The sequence below is a fragment of the Actinobacillus equuli genome, from assembly GCF_900636745.1.
GTDB lineage: Bacteria > Pseudomonadota > Gammaproteobacteria > Enterobacterales > Pasteurellaceae > Actinobacillus > Actinobacillus equuli.
On the sequence record NZ_LR134310.1, the window covers coordinates 1188044 to 1213716 of the forward strand.

The window sequence follows — 25673 nt, forward strand, 5'->3', positions numbered from 1 at the left end:
CAATTTGGTGTAAATGTTAGTTGGAATGTACGCAAAATAAGCTGAATAATTATCTACATTTGTTGGTTTTCCTATAATATGTTGTTTTATTTATTTCGGAGGACTTATGCATAATCCTACTGCTCTACGTGAGTTGACCCTACGCGGAATGATTTTAGGGGCGCTCATCACGGTGGTGTTCACAGCATCTAACGTTTATTTAGGCCTAAAAGTGGGCATGACGTTTGCGTCATCAATTCCGGCCGCGGTTATCTCAATGGCTGTACTCAAAATGTTTAAGGGGTCAAATATCCTAGAAAACAATATGGTACAAACCCAAGCATCATCTGCCGGTACACTTTCATCGGTTATCTTTGTTATCCCTGCATTATTAATGATGGGTTATTGGCAAAACTTCCCGTTTTGGCAAACTTTACTGATTTGTATTTCCGGCGGGACTTTAGGGGTTATCTTCACCGTGCCGTTACGTAATGTCATGGTGGTAAAAAGTGATCTTCCTTATCCGGAAGGCGTTGCGGCAGCAGAAATTCTAAAAGCTGGTGATGAAGCAGATAGCAAAGATAGTGGCGTCAAAGAGATCGTATCAGGCGGTCTATTGGCTGCATTGGTAAGCTTCTTAACTAACGGTTTACGAGTGGTTGCTGACGGAGCAAGCTACTGGTTTAAAGGTGGTAATGCGATCTTCCAATTACCGATGGGCTTCTCTTTTGCATTACTCGGTGCTGGCTATTTAGTCGGTATGATGGGCGGTATCGCTATGTTAGTCGGTACAATCTTTACTTGGGGTGTTGCAGTCCCTTACTTCACAGCGACTACTTCAATGCCGGCCGATGCGGATATGATTAGCTTTGCGATGGGTTTATGGAAAAGTAAAGTTCGCTTTATCGGGGTAGGAACTATCGGTATTGCGGCAATCTGGACATTGCTCGTATTGTTCAAACCGATGTTACAAGGTATGTCACAAGCTTTCCGTGCGTTAAAAGATCCGACATTACAAAATGTGGAACGTACCGCACAAGACCTGTCACCGAAAACGATGATTTATACCGTACTCGCTAGCGTCGCATTAATCATTATTGCATTAGTCAGCTTCTTACAACCGGTCGGTTTACCGATGGAATTAGCGTTCTTATTAGTTGTACTTTGTACGATTCTTGCAGTGGTAGTCGGCTTCTTAGTTGCAGCGGCATCCGGTTATATGGCGGGTTTGGTTGGTTCATCATCAAGCCCAATTTCAGGTATCGGTATCATCTCAATCGTGATTATTTCGCTGGTTCTGATGGTGGTGGGTAATACGATCGGTTTAATGGAAAATGCGGATGGACAACGTTTCCTCACGGCATTAACTATTTTCACCGCATCTATCGTATTCTGTGTTTCAACGATTTCAAACGATAACCTACAAGATTTAAAAACCGGTTATTTAGTGAAAGCAACGCCATGGCGTCAACAGTTTGCGTTAATTATCGGTTGTATCGTAGGTGCGTTCGTCATTACACCGGTATTGGAAATTCTTTACCACGCATACGGTTTTGCCGGTGCAATGCCACGAGAAGGAATGGATGCGGCACAAGCACTTTCTGCACCGCAAGCTACGATTATGATGACTATTTCAAACGGTATTTTCTCAAATAGCCTTGAATGGACTTACATTTTAGTCGGTGTTGCTTTCGGTATTTGTTTAATTATCGTGGATACCTTACTGAAAAAAGCCAGCGCAGGTCGTTTAGGTTTACCGACTTTAGCCGTGGGCATCGGTATTTACTTACCGCCGGTGGTAAACGTACCGTTAATTATCGGCGCATTACTTTCTTGGTTGGTTAATCGTCATATTCAACGCCATGCAAAACGTAGCGGCAAAGATGTTGAAGCGGCAAGTAAAAAAGCGGAACGCTACGGCACCCTTTTCGCAGCCGGTTTAATCGTTGGTGAAAGCTTAGTCGGCGTACTGTTAGCCTTTGTGATTGCAGGTTCCGTTACTTCGGGCGGTTCTGACGCGCCGCTAGCGCTAAATCTCGAGAACTGGGACGGTATGGCGGAATTACTCGGCTTAACGCTATTTGTGATCGGCTGTATTATTTTCGCTCGTCGTGTACTACAAGCGAAAAAATAAATTTCCCTTCTTTGCATTAAACGGCATCTTCGGATGCCGTTTTTTTATTGTCTGACATAACCGCCACTCACCTGCTTAATTACACTTAATAATTCCAAACCAAGTAACTCGACTAATAGTATTTCCACTTCCAATGAGGTCACTTTCGCTAAATCATCAATCGAAATTGGATCAAGACCGATATGTTCCACAATTTGTTGCTGACAAGCGGTCATTTCCGGCAATTTTTTTGCAAGATGATTGCCCCTTGCAAAAAATTGTGAGTTTTCAGCCGCTTGTGGCGGTTCAAACAGAGCCTGTTGCCGAGGCTGATCCGGCAGTTGATATTGAATCGCTTGCAAAATATCCTCTATCGTCTCAGTTAAAAGCGCCCCTTCTTTGATCAGTTTATGACAGCCTTGTGCATACGGATTTTGTACCGAATTCGGGAGTGCAAAGACTTCTCGCCCTTGCTCCAACGCATAACGGGCGGTAATCAGTGAACCACTATTCACCGTAGCTTCAACCACTAATGTGCCAAGCGATAAACCGCTGATAATCCGATTACGACGAGGAAAATTCTCGGCAAGCGGCGGTTGATTCGGAAAAAATTCCGACACTAACGCCCCGCCGCTTGCGACAATCTGATCCGCCAATTTTTTATGCCTTGCCGGATACACTTGATCTAAACCGCTACCCAAAACGGCAATAGTGATTCCCTGTTCCGCTACCGCTCGCTGATGACAAAAACCGTCTATACCTATCGCGAGTCCGCTGGTTACCGCCAAATGATGTTTAATCAGTTGCTCGGTAAAATAGCCCGCCCAATATTCTCCGTAGGCGGAAAAATCCCGGCTACCGACAATCGCAATTTGCGGTAGACTCAAACTGCTTATCGAACCTCGCACAAATAATACCGGCGGTGCGGTGCTGATTTGCCGTAATAAAAACGGATATTCCTCATCAAATAAGGTCAATAAATGTTGATTCGGTTGCTCCGCCCACGCCAATGCACTCTCAATCCAACGCATTTCCGGATTGAACCAGCGCTGAATTTGTTTTTCGTTCCAACCGATTTGTTGTAATTGGCGCTTGTCATATTGGCAAAATTGGGCGAAATCCACTTCGGATAACAGACGAGCTATTCGCTGCGCGCCCAGTTGCGGAATCTGCAATAATTTCAGTAAATCAGTCTGTGACATTAATAAGTTCCCCAAATTAATTATGGATTATTGAAAGGAAACATAGACAAACCGCAATTAAACAGGTAATTTAGTCGGACGTTCGTCTTATTTGGCTATGTTTTTCACAAAATAGCCAATCATAAGAAAACGAGTTAATTAACCAATTTATAATTTTTTATTTTTCGATTGAGATCACAAAAAAATGTCAGTTTTAGAAGTTGTACTTTACCCGGATGAAGGGTTAGCAAAAGTGTGTGAGCCTGTCGCACAGGTGGACGATGAATTAAATCAGTTCATCGATGATATGTTTGACACGATGTACGAACACGAAGGTATCGGCCTTGCCGCACCGCAAGTGGGCGTATTAAAACGTGTTATTACGATTGATATTGAAGGCGATAAAACTAACCAAGTGGTACTGATTAACCCGGAGATTTTAGAATCATGCGGCGAAACCGGTATCGAAGAAGGTTGTTTATCGATTCCCGGTCATCGTGCGTTAGTGCCACGTAAAGAAAAAGTGAAGGTAAAAGCGTTAAACCGTAAAGGTGAAGAAGTGATTTACGATGCGGACGGTTTATTCGCTATCTGTATCCAACATGAAATCGACCACCTCAACGGTGTGCTGTTCGTGGATCACATCTCTGCACTTAAACGCCAACGCATTAAAGAAAAAATGCAAAAACTCAAAAAACAAATTGAGCGTGCAAAATAATCCTATCTATTAATAAAAGCGAGCATTGTCTCGCTTTTTCTTTGTTTGCTAGCAAGCGGTCTAATTTGCTGCAAAATTTGCAAATCCGCCCTAATCCACCGATAATATCCCCGTTTTTAATTTCAAAAAGGAAAAAGCTATGATTATCGTAACAGGCGGCTTTGGTATGATCGGTAGCAATATCGTCAAAGCATTAAATGAAATCGGCAGAAAAGATATTCTTGTTGTAGATAACTTAAAAAACGGCGAAAAATTCGTAAATTTAGTAGATTTAGATATTGCGGATTATTGTGATAAAGAAGATTTTATCGCTTCGATCATTGCCGGCGATGATTTCGGCGATATTGATGCAGTATTCCACGAAGGTGCTTGCTCGGCAACTACCGAATGGGATGGCAAATACTTAATGCACAATAACTACGAATATTCAAAAGAGTTATTACATTTCTGTTTAGATCGCCAAATCCCGTTCTTCTACGCATCAAGTGCGGCAACTTACGGTGGTCGTTCGGATAACTTTATTGAAGAGCGTAAATTTGAACAACCGCTCAATGCTTACGGCTATTCAAAATTCCTATTTGACGAATATGTACGCCAAGTTTTACCGGAAGCGGATTCGCCGGTATGCGGTTTCAAATATTTCAACGTATATGGTCCACGTGAACAACACAAAGGCTCAATGGCAAGCGTGGCGTTCCACTTAAACAATCAAATGCTAAAAGGAGAAAATCCGAAATTATTCGAAGGTTCAGAAACCTTCTTACGTGATTTCGTGTATGTGGAAGATGTGGCGAAAGTAAATATTTGGGCGTGGCAAAACGGTATTTCCGGCATTTATAACCTCGGTACCGGCAAAGCGGAATCGTTCCAAGCGGTGGCACAAGCGGTGATCGACTTCCACGGCAAAGGCGAAATCGAAAAAATCCCATTCCCGGATCATTTAAAATCTCGCTACCAAACCTTCACCCAAGCGGATCTAACCAAACTCCGTGCGGCAGGCTACACCGGCACATTTAAAACCGTAGCCGAAGGTACGAAAGAATATATGGCGTGGTTAAATCGCTAATCCATTCCTAACAAGAGGTTATTTTTTGCAAAAAGTTCAGTATTATGTAGCAAATGCACAAATCAGTTTGTAGGGGCGGACCGATGTGTCCGCCCTTGATAAACACCATTTCTTATTGGTTTTTCTTGGGCGAACACATCGGTTCGCCCCTACGTTTCATTTATCAATAATTTTGTGCAACAGCTACATAATACCGAAAAAGTTGCGAAAAATAACCGCTTTTTGATTTAAGTCTAACCGCTACCCCGTCTTGATTATAGAGCCACTAAATTTCCAAATTTATAATTCCTACTAATTTAATCAACTATATTATTAGGAGTTTACGATGTCCGTTTTAACTGATAAAGATTGGCGTACTGCCCCGCTTGGTGAAATTATTGATTTTATTATCCCTCGTTTTCACGATACACATCGCAATCAATTGCCAACGCTGATTGAATTGGCAGAAAAAGTGGAATCCGTTCACGCAGATAGAGCTGATTGCCCGAAAGGTTTAGCGGAACTTATCCGTAAAGTTTATGCGGATTTAGTGAATCATATGATGAAGGAAGAACAAATTCTGTTCCCATTGATTAAAGCCGGCAGAGGAAAAATGGCGGCGGCTCCGATTTCCGTAATGGAATCCGAACATGATGAAGCCGGTAATGATGTCGAAGCAATGCAAAAACTGACCAATAACTTTACTCCTCCAGAAGGGGCTTGCACATCTTGGTGTAATCTATATCAAGGCTTACAAGAGTTTGCCGCTGATTTAGATGCACATGTAGATTTGGAAAATAATAATTTATTCCCTCGTGCATTAGCCGGTGATCAGCCTTAAGTAAAAACAAGCGGTTGATTTTAAAGAAAAACTTACAAAATTCTTCCAAAAATCAACCGCTTGTATCTTATTCAAAAGTTAAGCCGATGCCTTTGAAAACAGGTTAATCACTAATACACCTGCAATAATCATACCCATACCGATAAAGCCCGCCAAATCCGGTTTTTGTCCGAAAGCGAAATACGCCACAATGGCGGTTAGCACAATACCGACACCCGACCACACTGCATAAACAATACCAATCGGCAATGTTTTGGTAATCACCGATAATAAATATAACGCTACCACAAAAGCCCCAATTGCTACCGCTGTCGGTAACGGTTTGCTAAAACCTTCGCTTGCCTTAATGCAATTACTGCCGATCACTTCAATAACAATCGCAAAGCCCAATAAAATCCAAGGGTTCATCAATTCCTCCGAAAACAAAAGCGGTTGGATTTTGCTCATTTTTTGCAAATTTCTAGCAAAATCCAACCGCTTTTCAAATTAATAAAATTAGATCGCACGTGTACCTAATTGGAAAATTACCACTTCCGCTTGGCAACTAAAACGGAAATTCGCATCCAGTAAAAAACCACCTTCTACCGCTTTAATTTCACTGGTGATTTCACACGGTTCGCTTTCCGTATCACGTGCTTTTTGGGTTAATTTCACAAGTGCTTGTTCTGCTTCCGCTTGTGTTTCATACACTTTTTCAAATTTCGCATCTCGTTCACTGTTATCAATGATTGAGCCGACATCAAAAGTATTACAACCCACACATTCAACCGGTTTATCTGATTTCATAAAAACCCCTATAAATTATAAGTTAATCACCTTGTTACTCTAATACTAAAGCGAGTTTGAATCAACCGAGCTTTATACCGTTGTTGATTTACAATAAAAAACGGTCGCAAAATTTTCATAAAATACGACCGCTTATCGATTGAATTAGAAGCCCGCTTGTTGTTCTAATTGCTCTACTAACGCATCGTCTAAACCAAGTGCTTCGGCAAGGTCGGCGAGGAAGACGATTTCTTTGCGAGCTAAATCGGCACACACTACACGAGCGGCTAAATAGACTTGTGCCGCTAATGCCGGGTTGTTACCGACTTGTGCGGCAATGTGTTGTACGGTTGCCGGTTGGTACATCGCTTGTTCAATCCATTGTTGAATTTCCGGATCTTGTCCCGCTTCGCCTAAAATGGCTTGTCTTTCTTCTTCCGAAATCGTACCGTCAGAAGCTGCTGCGGAGATCATTGCTTGTAAAATCACTTGGCTGCTTGCTTGGGCATTTTGTTCTGTCACCGCAAAATTTTCTTCACTCACCGGTGCAGCTTGCGTTTGGTTTTGCTGATATTTTTGGTAAGCTTGATAAGCAAGACTACCGATTGCCGCTAATGACCCTAATTTCGCTAGGCTAGAGCCACCATTACGACCGAAGATCATAGAAAGAATACCGATTGCCGCCGCACCGCCACCGATTTTAGCGACTTTATCGGTTGTGGTATTGCCGTTCATCGCATTTTTTGCTGATTCCTGCGCAACGCTTAGCACTTGATTTAAAATTTTGCTGAAATCCATAGGGTTTCTTCTCCAATAAGATTGAGGGTTAATACACTTAGCGCACTAAGTGCTCATTCGTCCGCCAAATTAGCAATAAGTTACCCGGCTTGCCAATCAAATTTACCTATCATTAAAAAAGCAAACGGTCGTAAATTCTTGTGAAAATACGACCGCTTGTTTCAATTAAAGAGAATCAAACTTCAAGTAAATCTACGATATTAATCGCTATCGGCTGGCTTAATAACTCGGCAAATCTAGCGCCTGCATCAATAAAATGTGTTTGCTGAGCGTGTAATGCCAAATCTTGTTGCGATTGCCATTGTTCCACAAAAGTATACACATTCGGCTGACCTTGTACCGGACCACAGCCGTAAGCAATACAACCTTGGTCGTTAAGCGAAGCACGAATTAAGTTTTTTGCCAATGCTTCAAATTCTGCGATTTTATCCGCTTTTACATGACATACTGCATAAACTGCGATCATAATTGCTCTCCTAAACTAAAATTACACGATGTTGGAATGTGCTTTTAAAGCTTGCCCAATCCGCTCAAATAAATGTTGAATGATATCCGCTCGATGTGCAAGCACTCGAACTATTAATCCGCCGTCATTTAGCTGGGATACCCCCACCAACATCTCTTTTTGCTCGGCAATCAAGGCTTGTAACTCACTCACAATCGCCTTAATTTCTAAGGCATTTTTTGCCAAATTGATGTAGGTTAATGAACCTTGATGCGAAAAATCTTCCATTTGGCTCAATGACGTCAATGCCATTTTTGCCGGCAGCCATTGAATACGGTCGGTAACAAGCGGTCGATTTTGGTGAGAAATTCGCAAATAGGACGCAAAATGGCGGAAGGCGAATCGTTCGCCGTTTAGCACACGCCCAATCGCCACAATCTCACCATAAATCAGCTCAGACTGCTCGCCCATCTCAATTTCGGTCGTTTGCTTAAATCCGCTGTCTTTATGCAGCACCAACGGATGCGGAAGATAAAACAAGCGGCTATTTTTGCCCAATTTTATGCACGTTTTTTGCGTGGCATAATCGCCCTCATTCATTGATTGCACGCGAGTAAATGCCTGCGTGTTCAACGAAAGCGCAGTACCCTCCGCCAAAGTCATCTCTATATCCAGCTGATCGCCCGCCAGTAATCCCGGCGATGACGACATCTGCATCGCATTCAAAGCATTGCGCCAATGTGAATCCAAATTCGGCAAGGTCATCACCTTAAACGGTGGCGATACAAAATATTGATCAAGCTGCGTTTTACCTTGCGAGGTAAGTTTTGTTGAAAGTAAAAGTTTGCTTTGCATTTGATTGCTCATTCTCGCCCCTCGTGGGAGAGAGACAGCGAAAAATTGCGTTAGGCAATTTTTTGCAGAGAGAGGGGAAATTTGCAAAATGTTACGATATTCTCACCGCTTACCCTTCTCCCTGATTTTTCTTCTGTACGAAGAAAAATCCGTCCCTCTCCCACAAGGGGCGAGGGTTATAAGTATTAACGAACTAAAGACGCCGGATCTTCAATATTTTTTAACAATGCATATTTTTCGATCCAACCGATCACACCATCAAGGTTTTCGTTTTTCATTAGGTTGGTGAAAATAAACGGCTGACCGTTACGCATACGGCGAGCATCACGTTCCATTACGCTTAAATCCGCCCCCACAAACGGTGCAAGGTCGGTTTTATTGATCACTAGGAGGTCTGAACGTGTGATACCCGGCCCGCCTTTACGTGGAATTTTCTCACCTTGTGCCACGTCAATTACGAAAATGGTTACATCCGCTAAATCCGGGCTAAAGGTTGCTGAAAGGTTATCGCCGCCTGATTCAATGAAAATCAGCTCAACTTCCGGGAAACGAGCGACCATTTCGTCCACCGCTTCAAGGTTCATTGAAGCATCTTCACGAATCGCAGTGTGCGGACAACCACCGGTTTCCACCCCCATAATGCGTTCAGGTGGAAGCAAACTGTTTTTAGTTAAAAACTCCGCATCTTCTTGGGTGTAAATGTCGTTAGTAATAACCGCAACACTGTATTTGCTTGCGATTTCACGAGTTAAACGTTCGATTAATGCGGTTTTCCCCGCCCCCACAGGGCCTGCCACCCCGATTTTGATATATTTACGCATTGGTTTTCCTATTATTCAAATTAAGACATATAAAGTCTTGTATAAAGCTGTTCATGTTGCATTGAGCGAATATCGCTTGCTAGTGTTGCTGCACCGAGCCATTCAGGATCAGGATTTAGGCTATTTTCGACCGCTTGCGCAAGTGGTGTGCGTAGTGCAAATAAAATATCTTGCCCGTCCATTTGGCTTAACGGTACTAGTTTTACGCCATTGGTTACCGCTCCGACTGCCGCATTGTAGTAGAACGCATAGAGCGTTTCGGCTTTATCTAGATTCATTGCTTGCGCCACCATTGCAAATACGATTGGGAAATAACCCTGACAACGCTTTTCGCTGATCGCTTGTTGGAAAGCACTCAGTAATGGGTGATTTTCATAACGAATAAAAATCTTCAGCAATCGTACACCTAATTTATAACTGCCCTCACGACTCTCACGAGCGATTTTGCTGGCGGCAAGCTCTTGATCTAACGCCAACAAGCGGTCTAAATCGTGGTTTGCCATTGCATCAAATGCCAGTGATAAATACGCACCGTCATTGTAAATCCAGTTCTGCATCAGCTGGGTTTGAACATACTCTTCAAGACTTGCTCGACTGTTCACTTTGCCTTGTTGCACAAAGGTTTCCAAGCCGTTGGAATGATTAAAACCACCGATTGGCAGCGTAGGATCAACTAAGTGTAACAACGCCCCTAACTGCCCCATACGTGCGAAATCTAGTGCTTGTGCCAATTTCCGTCTCCATGGTGATGATAGCCGTGATGATCGTGCGCATGACTGTGACCGTGAGAATGTCCGTGTCCCTGCGCGGAATTTGCTCGCAACGCTTGGCTTAAGCGTCGTTCTGCTTTCTTCGGTTCAAATCCGGCCGCTTGTAGCCATTCAAACATCGGTTTGTCGTACGGAAGCGTGACTTCATCACCGTCTAAAAATAATGGCGAATGTTTGTTACCGATTTCATAGCAAGCACGCGCCATTTCCGGCAAGGTTTTCGGCGAAAGTACAATGACCTCAGATGGCAAAATTTCAATCGCAATCACCAGGTTCTCGCCCACAAACACCACGTCATCGTGCTTCAAACGTTGTCCTTCTTTCAAAAGGCGAAACGCCACTTCACGTCCCGACCGACTTTTTTTACGTAAAATATTGCGCTCGCTCTCAAACCATTCGAGCGGTACATAATCAATTTGTTGTGTAGTAATTTGCCCACTTGCTTTAAGTGCCGCCAAATTACCTAAAATGTCTTCCATTACCGGAAGGATTGGGTTAAGGATTTGCATTATCTTTCTTCCATTCCCCATACTACGTATGGGGTTACGCATTGTACGGTTGCTCTGCAACCTGTTTTGTAGTTAGACGTGTGGTTTTGTCTCCGCCAATACAGCATATTTGCCATTCATTTCTTCCGCCCAAGCGGTCAAATTCGGGTGATTTTTTGCAAGATCGTAACCAAGTTTTTCGGCACGGAATTGCCACCAGTCGATTAAGCAAACTGCATTGATTGTGCCGATATTTAGCTCTGTGCCGAATGGCTCAATCGCTTTTTCAAGCTGTGGGAACGAGCGAATATTACGATCCATTAACTGCTCTTGACGGCTTGTCCACCATTCGTTTTCAGGGCGAAGCATACGTTCAGCCATAATCGGTACGGTGTTTTCTAAAATACCGTCCGCAAGGTTATGTAACGCTAACGCCGCCCAGCGTGGTTTACCGCTTTCCGGGAATAATTTCGGTTGGTCGCCTTTTTGATCGAGATATTCACAAATCAGTTGGCTGCCGAATAACCAATTGCCGCAATTACGTTGTAAAGCCGGTACACGTCCAAGCGGATTGTCTTGGTTGTGCGGCGAATTTGGGTCAAATGACGAACTAATTTTTAACAGCTCGGTTTTAGCTTCTAATTGTTGATGTTTTAGCGTAACTAACACTTTACGCACAAAAGGGCTAGTGGTGGAATACCAGAGTTTCATAGAGTCTCCTTACAAACCTAGCACGAGCCGTACTAGGTTAATTAATCTAAGCCACTTTGCGGCTTTTTCTGAGAGCCACAAAGTGGTTCGGGTCAGCGAACTGCATACGGCTCGTATGCAGTTCATTTAGAACAAGAAATAACGCTGTGCAAGCGGCACTTTTGTCGCTGGTTCACAAGTAATATGCTCGCCGTCTACACGTACTTCATAGCGTTCCGGATCAACGGTAATTTCAGGCGTTGCATTGTTGTGAACGAGGTCTTTTTTGCCTACATCACGACAGCCTTTTACCGCTAGGGTTTCTTTCTGAATGCCGTATTGCGTTTTGATGTTCGCATCCACGCTAGCTTGGGAAACGAAGTATACTGCACTTTCGGTATTCGCTTTCGCACTTGCACCAAACATTGGACGGTAGAATACCGGTTGTGGCGTTGGGATTGAAGCGTTCGGGTCGCCCATTTTCGCAAAGCTGATAAAGCCTTTTTTCATCACAAACTCCGGTTTTACGCCGAAGAATTGCGGTTTCCATAGTACGATATCAGCCAGTTTACCCACTTCAAGCGAGCCAACGTGTTGGCTGATACCATGAGCGATTGCCGGGTTGATCGTATATTTCGCAATATAGCGTTTAATACGGAAGTTGTCGTTACCTTCATCGCCTAATGCTCCACGCTGTTCTTTCATTTTATCCGCAGTCTGCCACGTACGAGTGACTACTTCGCCGACACGTCCCATTGCCTGACTGTCTGAACTCATAATTGAGAACACGCCCATATCGTGCAGAATATCTTCCGCCGCAATCGTTTCAGGGCGGATACGGCTGTCGGCAAATGCGACATCTTCCGGCACACGTTTATCTAAGTGATGGCAAACCATCAACATATCTAAATGCTCGTCAATCGTGTTCACAGTAAATGGGCGAGTTGGGTTGGTTGAAGCCGGTAATACGTTTGGATACATCGCTGCTTTAATAATATCCGGTGCATGACCGCCGCCGGCACCTTCGGTGTGGAAGGTATGGATCACACGTCCGTCAATCGCTTTCATTGTATCTTCTAAGAAGCCGCTTTCGTTGAGCGTGTCGGTGTGAATTGCCACTTGCACGTCCATCTCGTCCGCCACTTTTAACGCTGCGTCAATCACCGCCGGTGTTGCGCCCCAGTCTTCGTGGATTTTTAAGCCTAACGCACCGGCAACAATTTGTTCTTTAAGCGGTTCAAGCGTAGAACAGTTACCTTTGCCGAAAAAGCCGATATTAACCGGTAACGCTTCGCAAGCTTGGAACATTCTTTCAATATTGAATTTACCCGAAGTACAAGTGGTCGCGTGCGTGCCGTCCGCCGGGCCTGAACCACCACCTATCATGGTGGTAATACCGTTTTCGATAGCATGTTGTGCTTGTTGCGGACAAATCCAGTGAATGTGAGTATCGATACCGCCTGCAGTCGCAATTAAATGAGCGCCGTTATGTACTTCGGTACTTGCGCCGATAATCATATTTGGCGTCACATTATCCATGGTGTCCGGATTACCCGCCTGACCAATGCCGACAATACGTCCGTCACGAATCCCGATATCCGCTTTAATAATGCCTAATTTTGCGTCAATAATCATCACGTTAGTGAGAGCAAAATCCAATACGTTCGGATTATCTCGGGTAGCGGTACTGGATTGTGCCATACCGTCACGTACCGACTTACCGCCGCCGAATTTACACTCATCACCTTTAGTTAAAAAATCTTGTTCAATTGTCGCCCATAAATCGGTGTCGCCTAAACGGACTTTATCACCGACTGTTGGACCATAAGTCGCTACATACTGACTGCGTGGGATTGTTAATGCCATTTTCTTACTCCCTATAATTTGCCGTCGATTTCGTTATGGAAACCGTAAATCACTTTATTACCACCAAACTCAACCAGTTCTACTTCTTTCGCTTCACCGGGTTCAAAACGCACTGCATTGCCGGACGGCACATTTAAGCGCATACCGCGAGCCTGCAAGCGGTCGAATTTTAGGGCGTGGTTGGTTTCAAAAAAATGATAGTGCGAACCGACTTGAATCGGACGGTCGCCGCTATTTACGACTTCTAATTTGACGGTTTTGCGACCCACATTCGCTCGTACATCACCGTCTGCTAATTGGTATTCTCCGGGGATCATTTTTTATTCCTTATGTTATTACTCTCTCCCTCTTGAGGGAGAGAGACAGCAGAAAATTGCGTCAGGCAATTTTCTGCAGAGAGAGGGGGATACCCTCTCCCACAGAGGGCGAGGGTATCACTTATGCTATCTAATCGGATTATGCACCGTCACTAATTTGGTGCCGTCAGGGAAAGTGGCTTCGATTTGGACTTCGTGAACCATTTCCGCAATGCCTTCCATTACATCGTCAACCGTCAATAACGTTGCGCCGTATTGCATTACTTCCGCCACCGACATTCCGTCACGTGCCGCTTCCTGTAAGTGGCTGGCGATATAAGCGATTGCTTCCGGATAATTTAATTTCACACCACGAGCCTTGCGTTTTGCCGCAAGCTCCCCCGCAAGAAATAACATCAATTTTTCTTGTTCTCTTGAAGTTAAATGCATTTTGTACCTTCTTAATTTTATGAGTTATTTATAAAATCCGGTTCCCAAGAGGGGAAGAGGAAGAATTTATGGATTGAGTAATTGCACTAATTTATGTTTATCAAATGCAGCCTTATCCAATCGTTTCTTAACAATCAATAAAAGCCAGCTGGCAACGATAAATCCGATGGTATAAGTTGCCAGTCCTGTTTGAGCAACCGCATATTGAATAAGAATAGCAAGTAAAGTGCCGATAATGACATATAGGAAATGGCGTAATTGGGTGCCGGCAAAAGCACACGCCACTAAAATAGGAGAGAAGCCATAAATGCCGTTGGCAAGACTATTGTGATCGATTCCCGGTAAATGATGAGCAAATGCCGCGCCTATCGCAGCTGCCGCTACACCATACATTGCTGCAATGGGTGAACTGATAGCAATCGCTAAAAAAAGTAAGGTGCCGGTCACCATACTGGTTCCAAAATTCACTTCCGCCCAAGCATAGAAAGGTTCTTGGATTGCATCGAGCGTGCCGGTGTAATCCGCTAAAGGAGGCGTTGTCTGGGTTAAACCGAATAAACCTAATTTGGCGATTCCCCAACAAAAGAACCAGCAGCTCAACACAAACGGAAAGGTAAATGCGACTTTATTCTTCTTCACAAATAAACGCATAATTAACGTTGCAACAATCGAAGCAACAAGACCAATACCCCAAATTAACGGATTGGAGGCATCCACTTCCGCAAAGGTAAACATGGTGCACATAAACGCTAGACTTGCATTAAAGCCATAAAGTCCTTGGCTAATTTGCTGTGGCGGATACTTTAATATTTTAGCTGTCAGCGTACCGATAAGTGCGCCGAGAAAACAGCTTACCCCTAACGTCCAGTGACTAAAAAACATCGCAATAACAATAACCAAACCGGACAAACCATTTTCTTGCAAAAAGATTTGCCCTATCCCAGTAAGGGTAGTTTTAATAAGCTTCATTTCATTTTCCTGTGTGTTTGCATAAGTGGCTTTGCCACTATTTTTGTAAATAAAGCGTTTTATCTGCTAACTGTCGCGTAAAGGTTTGATCGTGCGAAGCCACCAACATCGGTAATTGGAGTTGTTTGAGTAAAGCGGTCAATTTCGCACAGTTTTTTGCATCTAAACCATTGGTCGGCTCATCAAGCAGTAGTAGTTTGGGTTTCATCGCGAGTACGCCGGCTAAAGCGGTAAAATTCTGTTCACCGCCGGAAAGCGCATTCACCGGACGATCTTTCAGATATTCAAGATCTAACATCTGAAGTTGTTCAAGAGCGATTTGATAAGCTTGTGCTTGAGGGTAGCCTTGGTTTAACACACCAAAGGCAACATCATCTAATACGGTGGGGCCAAATAATTGGTCTTCTGCATTTTGAAAACAAATGCCGACTTTGCCACGAAACGGCACAAAATCTTTTTCTCGTTGGCAATGCGTGCCAAACAAATAAATATCACCGGAGTGAATCGGCAAGAAACCGAGCAATGAAAGCAGTAGTGTGGATTTTCCTACACCGATTTCCCCCTGTAAAAACACTCGTTGCTGCGGTTCAATGGCAAAACTTAGGGCATTTATGACCGCTTGTCGATTGCGAAAAACCGTCAGGTTGTTAATTTCCAATATACTCATTTTTTATTTTTATACTTAGCCGCAAATCATTTAGCGCCAAATTTAAAGCCTCGTGCTTTCAGCGCTATTTCCGTTCTTTCCGCTCGCACCATGGCATGAATAAGCAATAATGCCACGCGTTGTGAAGTGATTTTCAGGGTGAGCCAATTGCATTTCGGCTGATAGCCTCGTGCTCGCATTGCGATATCCATCTTGCGGTTTACTTCATTTAATACGGAAATATAGCGAATACTTAAAACAAAGAGATGAATTAATTTCGATGAAAGAGGAAGTCGGCTAATAGCTTGAACCAACATGACTTCATTTACATTCAATAATAGTAACCATGTCGCACATAAAATCAAATTCATTCGTAGGCTAATTAAGCTTGCCAGTTCAATACCATGCGGATTCCATTGCACGGAGAATGTATCCAAGCGCCAACTTAGCGTTAGCCAAATCAATAACGTAAAAATATTGAATTTGAGCCAACGGCGACCTAAGGCTTTTAATGATCGTCCATAAAAAATTTGGCTGATAAGAACACAAGGGACTAAACAAGCGGTCAAAAAAAGTAAAATATTTACCGATTTCAGCCCGCTGATTACTACGCCAAAGACAAACAAATAAAACAGCCGCCAATGTACTTGAAATAAATGCGCCATTATACTTCTTGTAATACGTTAGGATACATTTTTGCCAGCGTAAATAATGTGCCGACACTCACGATGCTATCAACTAAAAATATCGGCAGATGTGAAACGATCAACAAGCCGATCAAATCTGCATAATTCTTACCGCCATCAAACGCCAAAACCGCCGAAGCAAGTAAGATTGCCCCTCCGACTCCTATCACGCCTGCGCCAACACCGGACACCATTAATTGCTGACGAGAGAGATTTAAAGCAAGCGAACTTCGAAAAACGTAATGCACGAGTAATGCCGGTAATGCCATGACACATAAATTTATGCCTAAGATGGAAAAACCACCAAATGAAAACAATAACGTTTGTAAAACCAGTGCAACGAAGAAGGCGGGAAACACGGCCCAACCTAAAAACAGCCCTGCCATCCCATTTAAAATTAAATGTACGCTACCAATGCCGACAGGTACATGAATGGTTCCGGCAACAAAAAATGCGGATGCAAATAATGCGGTCAATGTTAAACGACCATAATCAAGTTTACGCAAGCCAATTGCCACTCCGACAGTCGCTATAACGGCACCGACAAGTAATGTTGGGGCATGCAAAACGCCTTCTGATAAATGCACTTAGCTTTTGTCCTTTCTTGCTTTTAATAATGTCACAATACCAAATAATCCGAAGATATAACCAATCCCACCAATAAGATCGTGGAGGTAAATTTTATGTTTTAACTTCTGAATATCTTCTCGTAATACTTCGAACTCGGCTCGCCCTAATGTACGTTTAACAACATTATCAGCGATACCCTCGGCACGATGCCCCTCCGCTCCTTCTACCACCACTTTGAACGGGCCGTCACCGGAAATCGGAATAGAAAAACTGCCGTAAACATCGGTTTTTGCCGTGGCAATCGGCACTGTCTCACTCCCATCTCTACCTAATCTAAAGACTTCCAAATAAGTTTCGGCAGCAGGCGATTGATCGGAATAAAACGATTTACCCGAAATTTCATGCCCGTCATAAAGCGCAAATAAATGTAGGCTATGCGCTGAAACACCTAAAGAGGTCAATGCAAATAGCATTACTAATAAATATTTTAATCTCATTATTTTACTTCAAACGTCAGCATATATTCGATTGTTCTCTCCGTATAATCCGGATGAACAACGCCCTTTTCTTCAAACTCAGCCCAAACTTTGTTATAGCCTGCTGTCGGTGTAAATTGAGCAATCCCATTTTCATTTGTTAGGTTAAAAGGTTTATCCTCACCTAAACCGACTTTAATACCCGATGCTGGCTTACCGTGGCGTAAAACCAAAATATCCATCGCTTTGTCCGCAACAGGTTTTGAAAGCGGAATTAACTCGTATTCAACGGCATGAGGTTTAAATGAATCGGCATTCCACACTAGAATCGCTTTACCAAGTTTTATTGGATTTAAACTGAGTACAGCTGTAGGTTCTTGTGCTTTGGTTTTCTCAACATATTTACCACTCGGTAATTTCGACCAAACACCGTTATTAAATTCCAAAAATACCATGGAATGACGACCGGCATTAAAATAGGCTTCACCTTGATTAAATTGAGGTTTTATGGAAGAGAGAACTCCATTCTTTTGTAGTAATTGAACAGATTGGAGTTTTGTTTCAGGATAGGGTTCTGTGGTTTCATGACCAAACTTCACAACATATTCATTCGTATTTTTTGTTGGTTCTAGCCATACATTGTGAGCTTGAGCAATAGAAATCGAAAGGAGTGTAAGCCCAAACACTCCACTTTTTAATGACATACAAGATTCTCCTTAAATATTCTTAAAATATCACCAAATTCAGTTATTTATTATAGAAAAGTTTTACTTATTGCTCAAATAAATAAAACTAATCATAACTATGCAAAATATTTTAGGATGTAAAATAAATAACAAAAGACATAAACCGCTAACTTTCTATATTCAAATCATTGGTATTTTTATACAATCGATTTCTCTCATTCTTTCCGATAGCGAAACAATATGTTAAATAAACTTGATGCTTTGAAATACTTCTGCACTGCAGCACAAACATTAAATTTCCGAGAGGCGGCAAATCAATTAGCGATTTCTCCGCCTGTCATTACACGGGTTATCAATGCATTGGAAAATGAATTAGGCGAACAACTTTTCAAACGAACCACCCGCAATATTGCCTTAACAGATTTCGGTGAAGAATTTCTATTACACGCTAAACAACTTTTAACTGAGAGTGAACGCGTATTCAATTTAGGTAAAAAACAACAAGATGAGATGGCTGGCACGGTACGCATCACCCTACCTAAACTACGTGATCAAGAACAAATATTATTTGAACTGCTACAGGCTCTTAAGCCTTATCCGGATTTAATTATTGATTGGCGAGTCGATGCCGCACGCTTAGATAATGTTAAACACCGAATTGATATCGGTATCCGCGCCAGTAAAGAGCCGAATCCAAACTTTATCGTGCGACCATTAGCTGAAATGCACGATATTTTTGTCGCATCGCCCGATTTCATTGCACGCTGGGGAGTGCCGAAAGACTTAGACGATTTACGTAAAAACTTTCCTTTTAGCAGCCTCATTAATGCAACGACCGGTCAGCCGTGGGAAATTTATATCGATGAGAATACTGTCCTCGTGCCACAAAAATTAGGCTTTATTACGACGGATCTCTATAGTGAATTACAAGCTGCTCTTGCCGGTAGAACCATTGCACATATTGGTAATACTATTTGCAAACCATATATTGAAAACGGACAACTGGTACAAATTTTTCCTGAACAACAATTTGAAAAATGGCAACTCTATTTATATCGTCCTTATCAACAGATCACATCTCCTCGAGTCTTAAAAGTCTTTGATATTCTTACGGAAATCATGCAAAGACGCTATGGCGAGTGATAAAAAAAGCGGTCAGATTTTGCAAAAAACTTGCAAAGTCCGACCGCCAAGGTGAACACTGTTCTTAGATAGCGTACTTATGCATCCACTGCTTTTACCACGATTTTGGTAATTTGTACTTTATCGCCGTTTTGCTTAGTACCAATATCAAATTTTACATTCCAACTACCTTCTTGATCCCATAGATCACCAAATACACGAGCTGTTACTAACAATTCATCATAACCTTTTGCTTTGATTTTAGATTCTTGAATCGCATTGTACTTCATGTTGCCTTTTTGGAGGCTTTTAATCCATTCTTGCTTTGTGAGCGTATCATTTTTTACTGTGATTAATTTAAAGTCATCAGCTAACAGACTTTGTAACTTAGTAAAATTCGGGTTAATTAAGGCACTATTTAATTCTTCGTATGCACCAATCACTTTCTCTTGTTGTTCTTGCTTCGCTTCAGCATTCGTAATGACGGGTAAACTGGCTGTAATACTTAAGGCAATGCCTAAAAAAAGTGATAAAAAAATATGTTTAAACGTTAATCTCATTATTATTCCTCGAATATCATCTCTTCTCTTTTGTGCAGGGGCGTATTATAGAGGAATAATTATTAATGATAAGACCAATTATCGTTAATAGACTATTAATAAAAAAGAAATAATTTTTCTCATACTTTTACGTCTAACCCCATAAAAAAGCGGCCGATTTTAAATGTTACACTCGTAAAAAAACATTCAAAATCGACCGCTTACTTATCTAAGGGAAAAGAATTGGTACCAAAAAGGCGGTAACTAACATCGTAATTACCGTAAAAGGTAAACCGACTTTAAGAAAATCGCTAAAACGATAATTACCAAGCGAAACTACCATTGAATTGACCGGCGAGATCGGCGTCATAAATGCCGCGGAAGACGCAATCGCCACCACCATCACTAATGCTGTCGGCGGATAACCGAGCTGACGAGCCACTTCAATCGCAATTGGCGCCATCAAAATGGCTGTCGCACTGGTTGAAATAAACAAACCGACCACTGCAGTCAATGCAAATAACCCAATCAAAATGAGCGGATATGCCGTGTTCGCCCCACCGGTTAACCCGATAAATTTCTCAACCATCAATGCGACACCGCCAGTTTTCTGCATCGCCAGTGAGAAAGGCATCATACCGATCACCAAAATCAAGGTCGGAAAATGAATCGATTCATAAGCGGATTTCATATCAATACAGCGAAATGCCCCCAATAACAAACAGGCAATAAAAGCGGCAATGACATTCGGTACTAATCCGCTAATCATTAAACCGATCATAATTACCAATGCGAATAAGGCATGAGGCGCTTGACTTGCAGCAGGAACAGCCTGCTTACTTTCTTTCGGCATGCCGATTAAGAAGAAATCTTTGCGAATTTGTACCATCGCGGTGATTTTCTGCCACACGCCCATTACCAGTAAAATATCGCCAGACTTCACTGTTTCGGTCAGTAAGTTATTTTGTAGAATTTGCCCTTCTCGCTTAATCCCCACCACGCTTAAACCAAAGTTAGAACGGAAATTTAACGCATCAACGGTTTGCCCGATGGTTTCGGTTTCCGGCATCACGCCCAATTCCGCCATACCGACCGACTTAGATTGCGTTGAAAAATATTCTCCCTTTAACTCAATTTGCTGCATCCCGAATTCTTCGCAAAGTTGTGCAAAGCGAGTTTCATCCACCCCGATATCCATCAACAGAATATCTTTCTTTTGTAATTGGTCTTTACCAAAAGCCGCTAAGGTAATATGACGGAAGTTCTTATAACGTTGAATTGCAATAATATTAAGCTGATAAATCGAACGCAAATTCAATTCATCAATAGTTTTACCAATAAAGTGTGAACCTTCGCTTAACACTACCATTTTGGCTCGACCATTTAATTTATATTCTTCAATCAAATGTGCCATTGAATCGTCATTATTGACTGATACAGGCATACTGCCGTCATCTAACCAACGGCGTACTGCTAACATATATAAAATACCAAGCACTAAAACTAACGCACCGATCGGGGTAAAACTAAAGAAATGAAACCCTTCATAACCGGCTTTAACTAATTCGGCATGTGTCACTAAATTAGGTGCGGTAGCGATTAAAGTCATCATACCGCTGATTAAACCGGCAACAGCAAGCGGCATCATTAAACGGCGAGGCGAAATATTTAAACTGGCACAAATCGCTAAAGTCACCGGAATAAAAATCGCCACAATACCGGTTGAACTCATAAATGCGCCGAGTGTACCGATCGATAGCATCAGCAAGGCAATCACTTTAGCTTCGCTCGCTCCCGCTACACGTAGTAACCAATCACTCATTTGATTCGCCACACCGGTTCGAGCAAGCGCATCACCAATGATATAAAGTAGTGCAAGTAAAATCACGTTTGGATCACCAAATCCGGCTAACGCTTCTTTGGTGGTTAAAATACCGCTTAAACTAAATGCCAATAGCACCATGAGTGCGATGATGTCCATACGCAATTTATTTTGAATAAATAGCACGACCGCAACAGCCAGAATCGCTAATACCCAAAACAAGGGAAGTTGCATAAAGGAAGGTAAATAATTGATGATGGTTTGCATAATTCTCTCTTATTGTAAAAAATCCGCCGAATTATACCGCTTCATGCTACTAAAAAAAGCCTGTGATCATAAAAATCACAGGCTTTTTAGCTAATGGACGCAAACTACAACGGAAATAATAACGGAACTAACCATATCGTTACGCCCATTACTAATAATGTGAACGGTACACCGACTTTCACAAAATCCATAAACCGATAACCGGCAGGCGCAATCACCATGGTGTTGACCGGCGAAGATATCGGTGTCATAAATGCCGCCGAGGATGCAATCGTAATCACCATCACAAATGCAATCGGTGAATAGCCCAATTGTTTCGCTACTTCAATTGCAATCGGTGCCATTAAGATTGCGGTTGCCGTATTCGAAATAAACAGCCCAACTAATGCAGTAAGCACAAATAAACCGCCTAACACCAAACTATAATGCGTACTTTCCCCGCCGGTAAGCGCTAAAAACTCTTCCACAATTAACGATACACCACCCGTTTTTTGCATTGCGGTCGAAAACGGCATCATACCGACAATTAATAACAGACTCGGAATATGAATGGAGTCATAAGCACTTTTCATATCAATACAACGAAACTTACCGAGTAACAAGCAACAAATCAAAGCCGCAAGCACATTCGGCACCCAGCCGCTGATCATGAGTATTACCATTAACCCAACGGAAAATAACGCATAAGGCGCTTGGCTTGCCGCTGGTGCGATTTGTTTTCCTTCTTTCGGCATACCGAGTAAAAATAAATCTTTATCGTATTTTTCAAGCGTAATGATTTTTTGCCAAACACCCATCACTAACAACACATCACCGGCTTTCACCGATTCGGTGAGTAGATTTTCTTGTAGAATGCGATCTTCTCGCTTAATACCTACTACGCTTAAGCCATACGTCGAACGAAAATTTAACTGTTGTACCGTTTTACCGATACTTTCCGTTTCCGGCATCACCGCAAATTCCGCCATGCCGACCGATTTAGCGTGTGTAGAAAAATATTCGCCTTTTAGTTCAATACGCTGTAATTTGCACTCCTCACATAACATCGCAAAAGCTTCTTCATCGATGCCGATATCCATCAGTAAAATATCTTTGGCTTGCAATTGATCGTTACCGAACGCTGCCATAATTTGTGAACGGAAATTTTTATAGCGCTGGATAGCAATCACATTCATTCGATATAACGAACGCAATTTTAGCTCGTCCATCGTTTTACCGATAAACGGTGAGTCTTCTTGCAAAATCACCATCTTGGCACGCCCGTGCAATTGATACTGTTCAATCAAATGCGACATACTATTATCGTCTTTAGCTAACACTTGTACATCGCCATTATCCAACCAATGGCGAGCAATTAGCATATATAGAATACCTAATAGCAGAACAACCAAACCAATCGGTGTAAAACTAAAAAAACCAAACCCTTGGTAGCCGGCTTTAACCAATTCCGCATGCGTGACTAAGTTAGGTGCAGTGGCAATTAAAGTTATCATGCCGCTAATCAAGCCGGCAATACTGAGCGGCATCATCATACGCCGCGGAGAAATATTCATACCGGCACAAATCGCCAATGCTACGGGAATAAAAATAGCAACAATACCGGTCGAACTCATAAATGCACCCAACAACCCGATTGATAGCATCATCAAGACCAATACTTTGGTTTCGCTAGAACCCGCCACTCGCATCAACCAATCGCTAATGTGATACGCCACACCCGTACGAGCCAGCGCTTCTCCCACTACATATAACAAAGCCAGCAAGACAATATTCGGATCACTCAAACCGGCAAAAATTTCTTGAGTGGTTAATAGACCGGTTAAGCCGAAGCCTAACATCACCAACAAGGCGACAATATCCATTCGCAATTTATTCTGAATAAATAAGCCAACCGCTATCGCAAGTAATACTAATACCCAAAATAACGGATATTGCAAAAAAGCAGGTAAATGACTAACAAAATTCTGCATACTATTCCCCTTTGCAAAATATTGTTCAAATTATACCGCTTGTGAATAAAAAAAAGCCGGAGATTAATCAAATCTCCGGCTTTTCATTCAGAAAAATCATCATACTACAATGGACTTTCTACATTCAGCTTTTCGTTAATTTCAGTAATAGCAAGAATCAGGCTAGAACGCATTATCCGCTCTAAACGAATCTGCTGCATTTGAAACAACATTGAATCTTTATTATCACCAACCGGCTGATGCTTTAACATCTCTGCCGCCGGTGCGAGATCAATATGGTGTAAGTCTTTGGCAAACTGTACAATTGCCGGATGGGAAAAGGGTAATTCCTCCACTTCATCACTGAGATGCTGTTTTAATTCGATAAACAACGTAATATCTTCAAACACCTCAGCAGAGACAACACCTAAACCGAGCAATAATTTTAGACGAACAGGTAACTCCGCTAATGGTCCTTGATACTCAAATAAAGAATCCACCACCGATTTCAAGGCAAAATCCGCTTTACGAAAGACGCGCTGAATCAGACGATCAACATTTTGGGCGAATTGATTGGTCGCCAGAGCGAGGAAACCTCGTAATGAGCTTACCTCGCTTAACTGTTCGATAAAATTATCTGAATATGGCATTAGTTATATAACGCAACAACTTGATCAATGACTTCTTGGTTTGTTAAACCGGTATATTTCTCAACTGCTGCGGCTACTCCGTTATCTGCAATAAATTGTGCTAATTCGACCGCTTGCGGGTCTTCTTCATTACGATATTGTAGAGCCATTACCACACCATTGACGAGGTTTTTATGCGGTAAGCCGTATTCTAACGTGCCTAAGAGCGGTTTAATTAAACGATCGTTCGGGCTAAGTTTACGAATCGGCTCACGACCGACACGGTTTACATCATCATTTAAGTACGGATTAGCAAAACGTTTTAAGATTTTTTCGATATAAGCAGCGTGCGCTTGCGGGTCAAAACTATAACGTTTAATTAATACCTCACCGCTTTCTTCCATCGTCGCTTTCACTGCCGCTTTCACGCTGTCGATGGCAATCGCTTCTTTAATCCATTTCACACCGGCTTGTTTACCTAAATAGGCAGAAATTAAATGACCAGTATTTAAAGTGAATAGTTTACGCTCTACAAATGCCATTAAATTATCGGTTAATTCCATACCTTTAATATCCGGAATTTGACCTTTGAACTGGGTTTTATCCACAATCCATTCGCTAAACTCTTCTACCGTCACTTCTAACGGATCCGCTTCGTTTAATTCCGCCGGCGGTACGATTCTATCGACTGCCGAATCCACAAAACCGACAAATTTTTCAATTTCCGCTTGTTGAGAAGCGGTTAAATTTTCAAAGATTTTTGCTTTAAAGAAACTCGTACCACGCACCATATTTTCACAAGCAATAATATTCAACGGTTGGGTGTTACCCGCTTCTAAACGTGCCGCTAACGCTTTAGCAAATAATGGTGCAATAAAGCCTAATACATTCGGGCCAACCGCAGTAGTAATCAGTTCAACGCTTTTCACTTGTTCGATAACTGCCGCTTCATCTTTTGAGTTGATCGCCGCAATATTTTTTACCACTTCAACACGGCTTGCATCACCTACAATTTTTACGCCGTATTGTTTGTTTTGGTTAATTTGATCAATCTGAGTTTGATTGATGTCGGCAAAGGTGACGAAAACACCTGAATCCGCCAATAATTTACCGATAAAGCCACGACCGATATTACCTGCACCAAAATGTAATGCGTTCATTCTATGTTCCTCTTTAATTTGTAAAATATTT

29 protein-coding genes are annotated in these 25673 nt (G+C 42.3%); 5 read left to right on the forward strand and 24 right to left on the reverse strand.

From position 1 onward, the window contains the following. Window positions 1-106 precede the first annotated feature (106 nt). The gene (locus EL121_RS05555; RefSeq protein WP_039198281.1) at window positions 107-2113 is read left to right on the forward strand and encodes an OPT family oligopeptide transporter; all 2007 of its coding nucleotides are present in this window, start codon (window positions 107-109) and stop codon (window positions 2111-2113) included. Window positions 2114-2157: 44 nt separating this feature from the next. Here the strand turns inward: EL121_RS05555 and dprA are convergent, their stop codons facing one another. Then, complete coding sequence (dprA, locus tag EL121_RS05560) at window positions 2158-3294, reverse strand: DNA-processing protein DprA (protein WP_039198282.1); 1137 nt, start codon at window positions 3292-3294, stop codon at window positions 2158-2160. A 184-nt stretch (window positions 3295-3478) separates the two neighbouring features. Here dprA and def point away from each other — a divergent pair, with 184 nt between their 5' ends. The 3 genes from def to EL121_RS05575 all read left to right on the forward strand — a co-directional run bounded on the left by def (window position 3479) and on the right by EL121_RS05575 (window position 5877). Next, window positions 3479-3991 carry a peptide deformylase gene (def, locus tag EL121_RS05565; RefSeq protein ID WP_039195517.1) on the forward strand — a complete coding sequence of 171 codons (513 nt, stop codon included), beginning with the start codon at window positions 3479-3481 and terminating at the stop codon, window positions 3989-3991. A 139-nt stretch (window positions 3992-4130) separates the two neighbouring features. Beyond that, window positions 4131-5057 carry an ADP-glyceromanno-heptose 6-epimerase gene (rfaD, locus tag EL121_RS05570; RefSeq protein ID WP_015674211.1) on the forward strand — a complete coding sequence of 309 codons (927 nt, stop codon included), beginning with the start codon at window positions 4131-4133 and terminating at the stop codon, window positions 5055-5057. 325 nt (window positions 5058-5382) lie between these two features. Next, window positions 5383-5877, forward strand: a complete 495-nt coding sequence (locus EL121_RS05575) for a hemerythrin domain-containing protein (protein WP_039198284.1) — start codon at window positions 5383-5385, stop codon at window positions 5875-5877. A gap of 78 nt (window positions 5878-5955) precedes the next feature. Here the strand turns inward: EL121_RS05575 and EL121_RS05580 are convergent, their stop codons facing one another. The 18 genes from EL121_RS05580 to EL121_RS05665 form a co-directional block, all read right to left on the reverse strand. Further along, complete coding sequence (locus tag EL121_RS05580) at window positions 5956-6285, reverse strand: DMT family transporter (RefSeq protein ID WP_039198285.1); 330 nt, start codon at window positions 6283-6285, stop codon at window positions 5956-5958. A gap of 87 nt (window positions 6286-6372) precedes the next feature. Then, window positions 6373-6663, reverse strand: a complete 291-nt coding sequence (locus EL121_RS05585) for a YfcZ/YiiS family protein (RefSeq protein ID WP_005602339.1) — start codon at window positions 6661-6663, stop codon at window positions 6373-6375. Between the two features lie 144 nt (window positions 6664-6807). Further along, entirely contained in the window at window positions 6808-7440 is a 633-nt protein-coding gene (locus tag EL121_RS05590; protein WP_039198286.1) for a tellurite resistance TerB family protein, read from the reverse strand. Window positions 7441-7615: 175 nt separating this feature from the next. Continuing rightward, entirely contained in the window at window positions 7616-7906 is a 291-nt protein-coding gene (locus EL121_RS05595) for a putative quinol monooxygenase (RefSeq protein WP_039198287.1), read from the reverse strand. A gap of 21 nt (window positions 7907-7927) precedes the next feature. Beyond that, complete coding sequence (locus tag EL121_RS05600) at window positions 7928-8740, reverse strand: urease accessory protein UreD (RefSeq protein WP_039199081.1); 813 nt, start codon at window positions 8738-8740, stop codon at window positions 7928-7930. Between the two features lie 185 nt (window positions 8741-8925). Next, window positions 8926-9561, reverse strand: coding sequence for an urease accessory protein UreG (gene ureG / locus EL121_RS05605; protein ID WP_009874590.1), 636 nt, complete (start codon window positions 9559-9561; stop codon window positions 8926-8928). Window positions 9562-9581: 20 nt separating this feature from the next. Beyond that, a complete protein-coding gene (locus EL121_RS05610; protein ID WP_164997545.1) occupies window positions 9582-10265 on the reverse strand; it encodes an urease accessory protein UreF in 684 nt (227 codons plus the stop codon). An 11-nt stretch (window positions 10266-10276) separates the two neighbouring features. Beyond that, window positions 10277-10840 carry an urease accessory protein UreE gene (gene ureE, locus EL121_RS05615; RefSeq protein WP_039198289.1) on the reverse strand — a complete coding sequence of 188 codons (564 nt, stop codon included), beginning with the start codon at window positions 10838-10840 and terminating at the stop codon, window positions 10277-10279. Between the two features lie 72 nt (window positions 10841-10912). Continuing rightward, the gene (locus tag EL121_RS05620) at window positions 10913-11530 is read right to left on the reverse strand and encodes a glutathione S-transferase (RefSeq protein ID WP_039198291.1); all 618 of its coding nucleotides are present in this window, start codon (window positions 11528-11530) and stop codon (window positions 10913-10915) included. Between the two features lie 126 nt (window positions 11531-11656). Next, a complete protein-coding gene (ureC, locus tag EL121_RS05625; RefSeq protein ID WP_039198292.1) occupies window positions 11657-13375 on the reverse strand; it encodes an urease subunit alpha in 1719 nt (572 codons plus the stop codon). An 11-nt stretch (window positions 13376-13386) separates the two neighbouring features. After that, entirely contained in the window at window positions 13387-13692 is a 306-nt protein-coding gene (gene ureB, locus EL121_RS05630) for an urease subunit beta (protein WP_039198293.1), read from the reverse strand. A 126-nt stretch (window positions 13693-13818) separates the two neighbouring features. Further along, window positions 13819-14121 carry an urease subunit gamma gene (gene ureA / locus EL121_RS05635; RefSeq protein ID WP_005599005.1) on the reverse strand — a complete coding sequence of 101 codons (303 nt, stop codon included), beginning with the start codon at window positions 14119-14121 and terminating at the stop codon, window positions 13819-13821. A 66-nt stretch (window positions 14122-14187) separates the two neighbouring features. Beyond that, window positions 14188-15090 (reverse strand): urea transporter, encoded by a 903-nt coding sequence (locus EL121_RS05640; protein WP_039198294.1) that lies wholly within the window; start codon window positions 15088-15090, stop codon window positions 14188-14190. A 37-nt stretch (window positions 15091-15127) separates the two neighbouring features. Continuing rightward, complete coding sequence (locus EL121_RS05645) at window positions 15128-15757, reverse strand: energy-coupling factor ABC transporter ATP-binding protein (protein ID WP_039198295.1); 630 nt, start codon at window positions 15755-15757, stop codon at window positions 15128-15130. Window positions 15758-15783: 26 nt separating this feature from the next. Beyond that, window positions 15784-16401: an energy-coupling factor transporter transmembrane component T family protein gene (locus EL121_RS05650; RefSeq protein WP_039198296.1), complete on the reverse strand. Its 618-nt coding sequence runs from the start codon at window positions 16399-16401 to the stop codon at window positions 15784-15786. Continuing rightward, window positions 16401-17009 (reverse strand): cobalt transporter CbiM, encoded by a 609-nt coding sequence (cbiM, locus tag EL121_RS05655; RefSeq protein WP_039198297.1) that lies wholly within the window; start codon window positions 17007-17009, stop codon window positions 16401-16403. Before cbiM ends, EL121_RS05650 begins: the two co-directional genes overlap by 1 nt. Beyond that, on the reverse strand, window positions 17010-17489 hold the full coding sequence (locus EL121_RS05660) for a hypothetical protein (RefSeq protein ID WP_081978380.1): 480 nt from the start codon (window positions 17487-17489) through the stop codon (window positions 17010-17012). It lies immediately after the preceding gene. Next, on the reverse strand, window positions 17489-18172 hold the full coding sequence (locus tag EL121_RS05665; RefSeq protein WP_039198299.1) for a DUF4198 domain-containing protein: 684 nt from the start codon (window positions 18170-18172) through the stop codon (window positions 17489-17491). Before EL121_RS05665 ends, EL121_RS05660 begins: the two co-directional genes overlap by 1 nt. Window positions 18173-18394: 222 nt before the next feature. Between EL121_RS05665 and EL121_RS05670 the strand changes: the two genes are divergently transcribed. Further along, window positions 18395-19297, forward strand: a complete 903-nt coding sequence (locus tag EL121_RS05670) for a LysR family transcriptional regulator (RefSeq protein WP_039198300.1) — start codon at window positions 18395-18397, stop codon at window positions 19295-19297. Between the two features lie 77 nt (window positions 19298-19374). On the opposite strand, the gene EL121_RS05675 is transcribed toward EL121_RS05670, so the two are convergent. The 5 genes from EL121_RS05675 to EL121_RS05695 all read right to left on the reverse strand — a co-directional run bounded on the left by EL121_RS05675 (window position 19375) and on the right by EL121_RS05695 (window position 25642). Further along, window positions 19375-19836, reverse strand: coding sequence for a nuclear transport factor 2 family protein (locus tag EL121_RS05675; protein ID WP_039198301.1), 462 nt, complete (start codon window positions 19834-19836; stop codon window positions 19375-19377). A 208-nt stretch (window positions 19837-20044) separates the two neighbouring features. After that, entirely contained in the window at window positions 20045-21904 is a 1860-nt protein-coding gene (locus tag EL121_RS05680) for an SLC13 family permease (protein WP_039198302.1), read from the reverse strand. 104 nt (window positions 21905-22008) lie between these two features. Continuing rightward, window positions 22009-23874: an SLC13 family permease gene (locus EL121_RS05685; RefSeq protein ID WP_039198303.1), complete on the reverse strand. Its 1866-nt coding sequence runs from the start codon at window positions 23872-23874 to the stop codon at window positions 22009-22011. Between the two features lie 104 nt (window positions 23875-23978). Then, entirely contained in the window at window positions 23979-24503 is a 525-nt protein-coding gene (locus tag EL121_RS05690) for an MltR family transcriptional regulator (RefSeq protein WP_005621712.1), read from the reverse strand. Next, window positions 24503-25642, reverse strand: coding sequence for a mannitol-1-phosphate 5-dehydrogenase (locus EL121_RS05695; protein ID WP_039198304.1), 1140 nt, complete (start codon window positions 25640-25642; stop codon window positions 24503-24505). The genes EL121_RS05690 and EL121_RS05695 overlap by 1 nt, the downstream gene beginning before the upstream one ends. Window positions 25643-25673 lie beyond the last annotated feature (31 nt).

Bases quoted from the DNA above. Each gene is read 5' to 3' on its own strand.
- EL121_RS05555 (WP_039198281.1), top strand. From the start codon at position 107: ATGCATAATCCTACTGCTCTACGTGAGTTGACCCTACGCGGAATGATT.
- dprA (WP_039198282.1), bottom strand. From the start codon at position 3,294: ATGTCACAGACTGATTTACTGAAATTATTGCAGATTCCGCAACTGGGC.
- def (WP_039195517.1), top strand. From the start codon at position 3,479: ATGTCAGTTTTAGAAGTTGTACTTTACCCGGATGAAGGGTTAGCAAAA.
- rfaD (WP_015674211.1), top strand. From the start codon at position 4,131: ATGATTATCGTAACAGGCGGCTTTGGTATGATCGGTAGCAATATCGTC.
- EL121_RS05575 (WP_039198284.1), top strand. From the start codon at position 5,383: ATGTCCGTTTTAACTGATAAAGATTGGCGTACTGCCCCGCTTGGTGAA.
- EL121_RS05580 (WP_039198285.1), bottom strand. From the start codon at position 6,285: ATGAACCCTTGGATTTTATTGGGCTTTGCGATTGTTATTGAAGTGATC.
- EL121_RS05585 (WP_005602339.1), bottom strand. From the start codon at position 6,663: ATGAAATCAGATAAACCGGTTGAATGTGTGGGTTGTAATACTTTTGAT.
- EL121_RS05590 (WP_039198286.1), bottom strand. From the start codon at position 7,440: ATGGATTTCAGCAAAATTTTAAATCAAGTGCTAAGCGTTGCGCAGGAA.
- EL121_RS05595 (WP_039198287.1), bottom strand. From the start codon at position 7,906: ATGATCGCAGTTTATGCAGTATGTCATGTAAAAGCGGATAAAATCGCA.
- EL121_RS05600 (WP_039199081.1), bottom strand. From the start codon at position 8,740: ATGCAAAGCAAACTTTTACTTTCAACAAAACTTACCTCGCAAGGTAAA.
- ureG (WP_009874590.1), bottom strand. From the start codon at position 9,561: ATGCGTAAATATATCAAAATCGGGGTGGCAGGCCCTGTGGGGGCGGGG.
- EL121_RS05610 (WP_164997545.1), bottom strand. From the start codon at position 10,265: ATGGGGCAGTTAGGGGCGTTGTTACACTTAGTTGATCCTACGCTGCCA.
- ureE (WP_039198289.1), bottom strand. From the start codon at position 10,840: ATGCAAATCCTTAACCCAATCCTTCCGGTAATGGAAGACATTTTAGGT.
- EL121_RS05620 (WP_039198291.1), bottom strand. From the start codon at position 11,530: ATGAAACTCTGGTATTCCACCACTAGCCCTTTTGTGCGTAAAGTGTTA.
- ureC (WP_039198292.1), bottom strand. From the start codon at position 13,375: ATGGCATTAACAATCCCACGCAGTCAGTATGTAGCGACTTATGGTCCA.
- ureB (WP_039198293.1), bottom strand. From the start codon at position 13,692: ATGATCCCCGGAGAATACCAATTAGCAGACGGTGATGTACGAGCGAAT.
- ureA (WP_005599005.1), bottom strand. From the start codon at position 14,121: ATGCATTTAACTTCAAGAGAACAAGAAAAATTGATGTTATTTCTTGCG.
- EL121_RS05640 (WP_039198294.1), bottom strand. From the start codon at position 15,090: ATGAAGCTTATTAAAACTACCCTTACTGGGATAGGGCAAATCTTTTTG.
- EL121_RS05645 (WP_039198295.1), bottom strand. From the start codon at position 15,757: ATGAGTATATTGGAAATTAACAACCTGACGGTTTTTCGCAATCGACAA.
- EL121_RS05650 (WP_039198296.1), bottom strand. From the start codon at position 16,401: ATGGCGCATTTATTTCAAGTACATTGGCGGCTGTTTTATTTGTTTGTC.
- EL121_RS05660 (WP_081978380.1), bottom strand. From the start codon at position 17,489: ATGAGATTAAAATATTTATTAGTAATGCTATTTGCATTGACCTCTTTA.
- EL121_RS05665 (WP_039198299.1), bottom strand. From the start codon at position 18,172: ATGTCATTAAAAAGTGGAGTGTTTGGGCTTACACTCCTTTCGATTTCT.
- EL121_RS05670 (WP_039198300.1), top strand. From the start codon at position 18,395: ATGTTAAATAAACTTGATGCTTTGAAATACTTCTGCACTGCAGCACAA.
- EL121_RS05675 (WP_039198301.1), bottom strand. From the start codon at position 19,836: ATGAGATTAACGTTTAAACATATTTTTTTATCACTTTTTTTAGGCATT.
- EL121_RS05680 (WP_039198302.1), bottom strand. From the start codon at position 21,904: ATGCAAACCATCATCAATTATTTACCTTCCTTTATGCAACTTCCCTTG.
- EL121_RS05685 (WP_039198303.1), bottom strand. From the start codon at position 23,874: ATGCAGAATTTTGTTAGTCATTTACCTGCTTTTTTGCAATATCCGTTA.
- EL121_RS05690 (WP_005621712.1), bottom strand. From the start codon at position 24,503: ATGCCATATTCAGATAATTTTATCGAACAGTTAAGCGAGGTAAGCTCA.
- EL121_RS05695 (WP_039198304.1), bottom strand. From the start codon at position 25,642: ATGAACGCATTACATTTTGGTGCAGGTAATATCGGTCGTGGCTTTATC.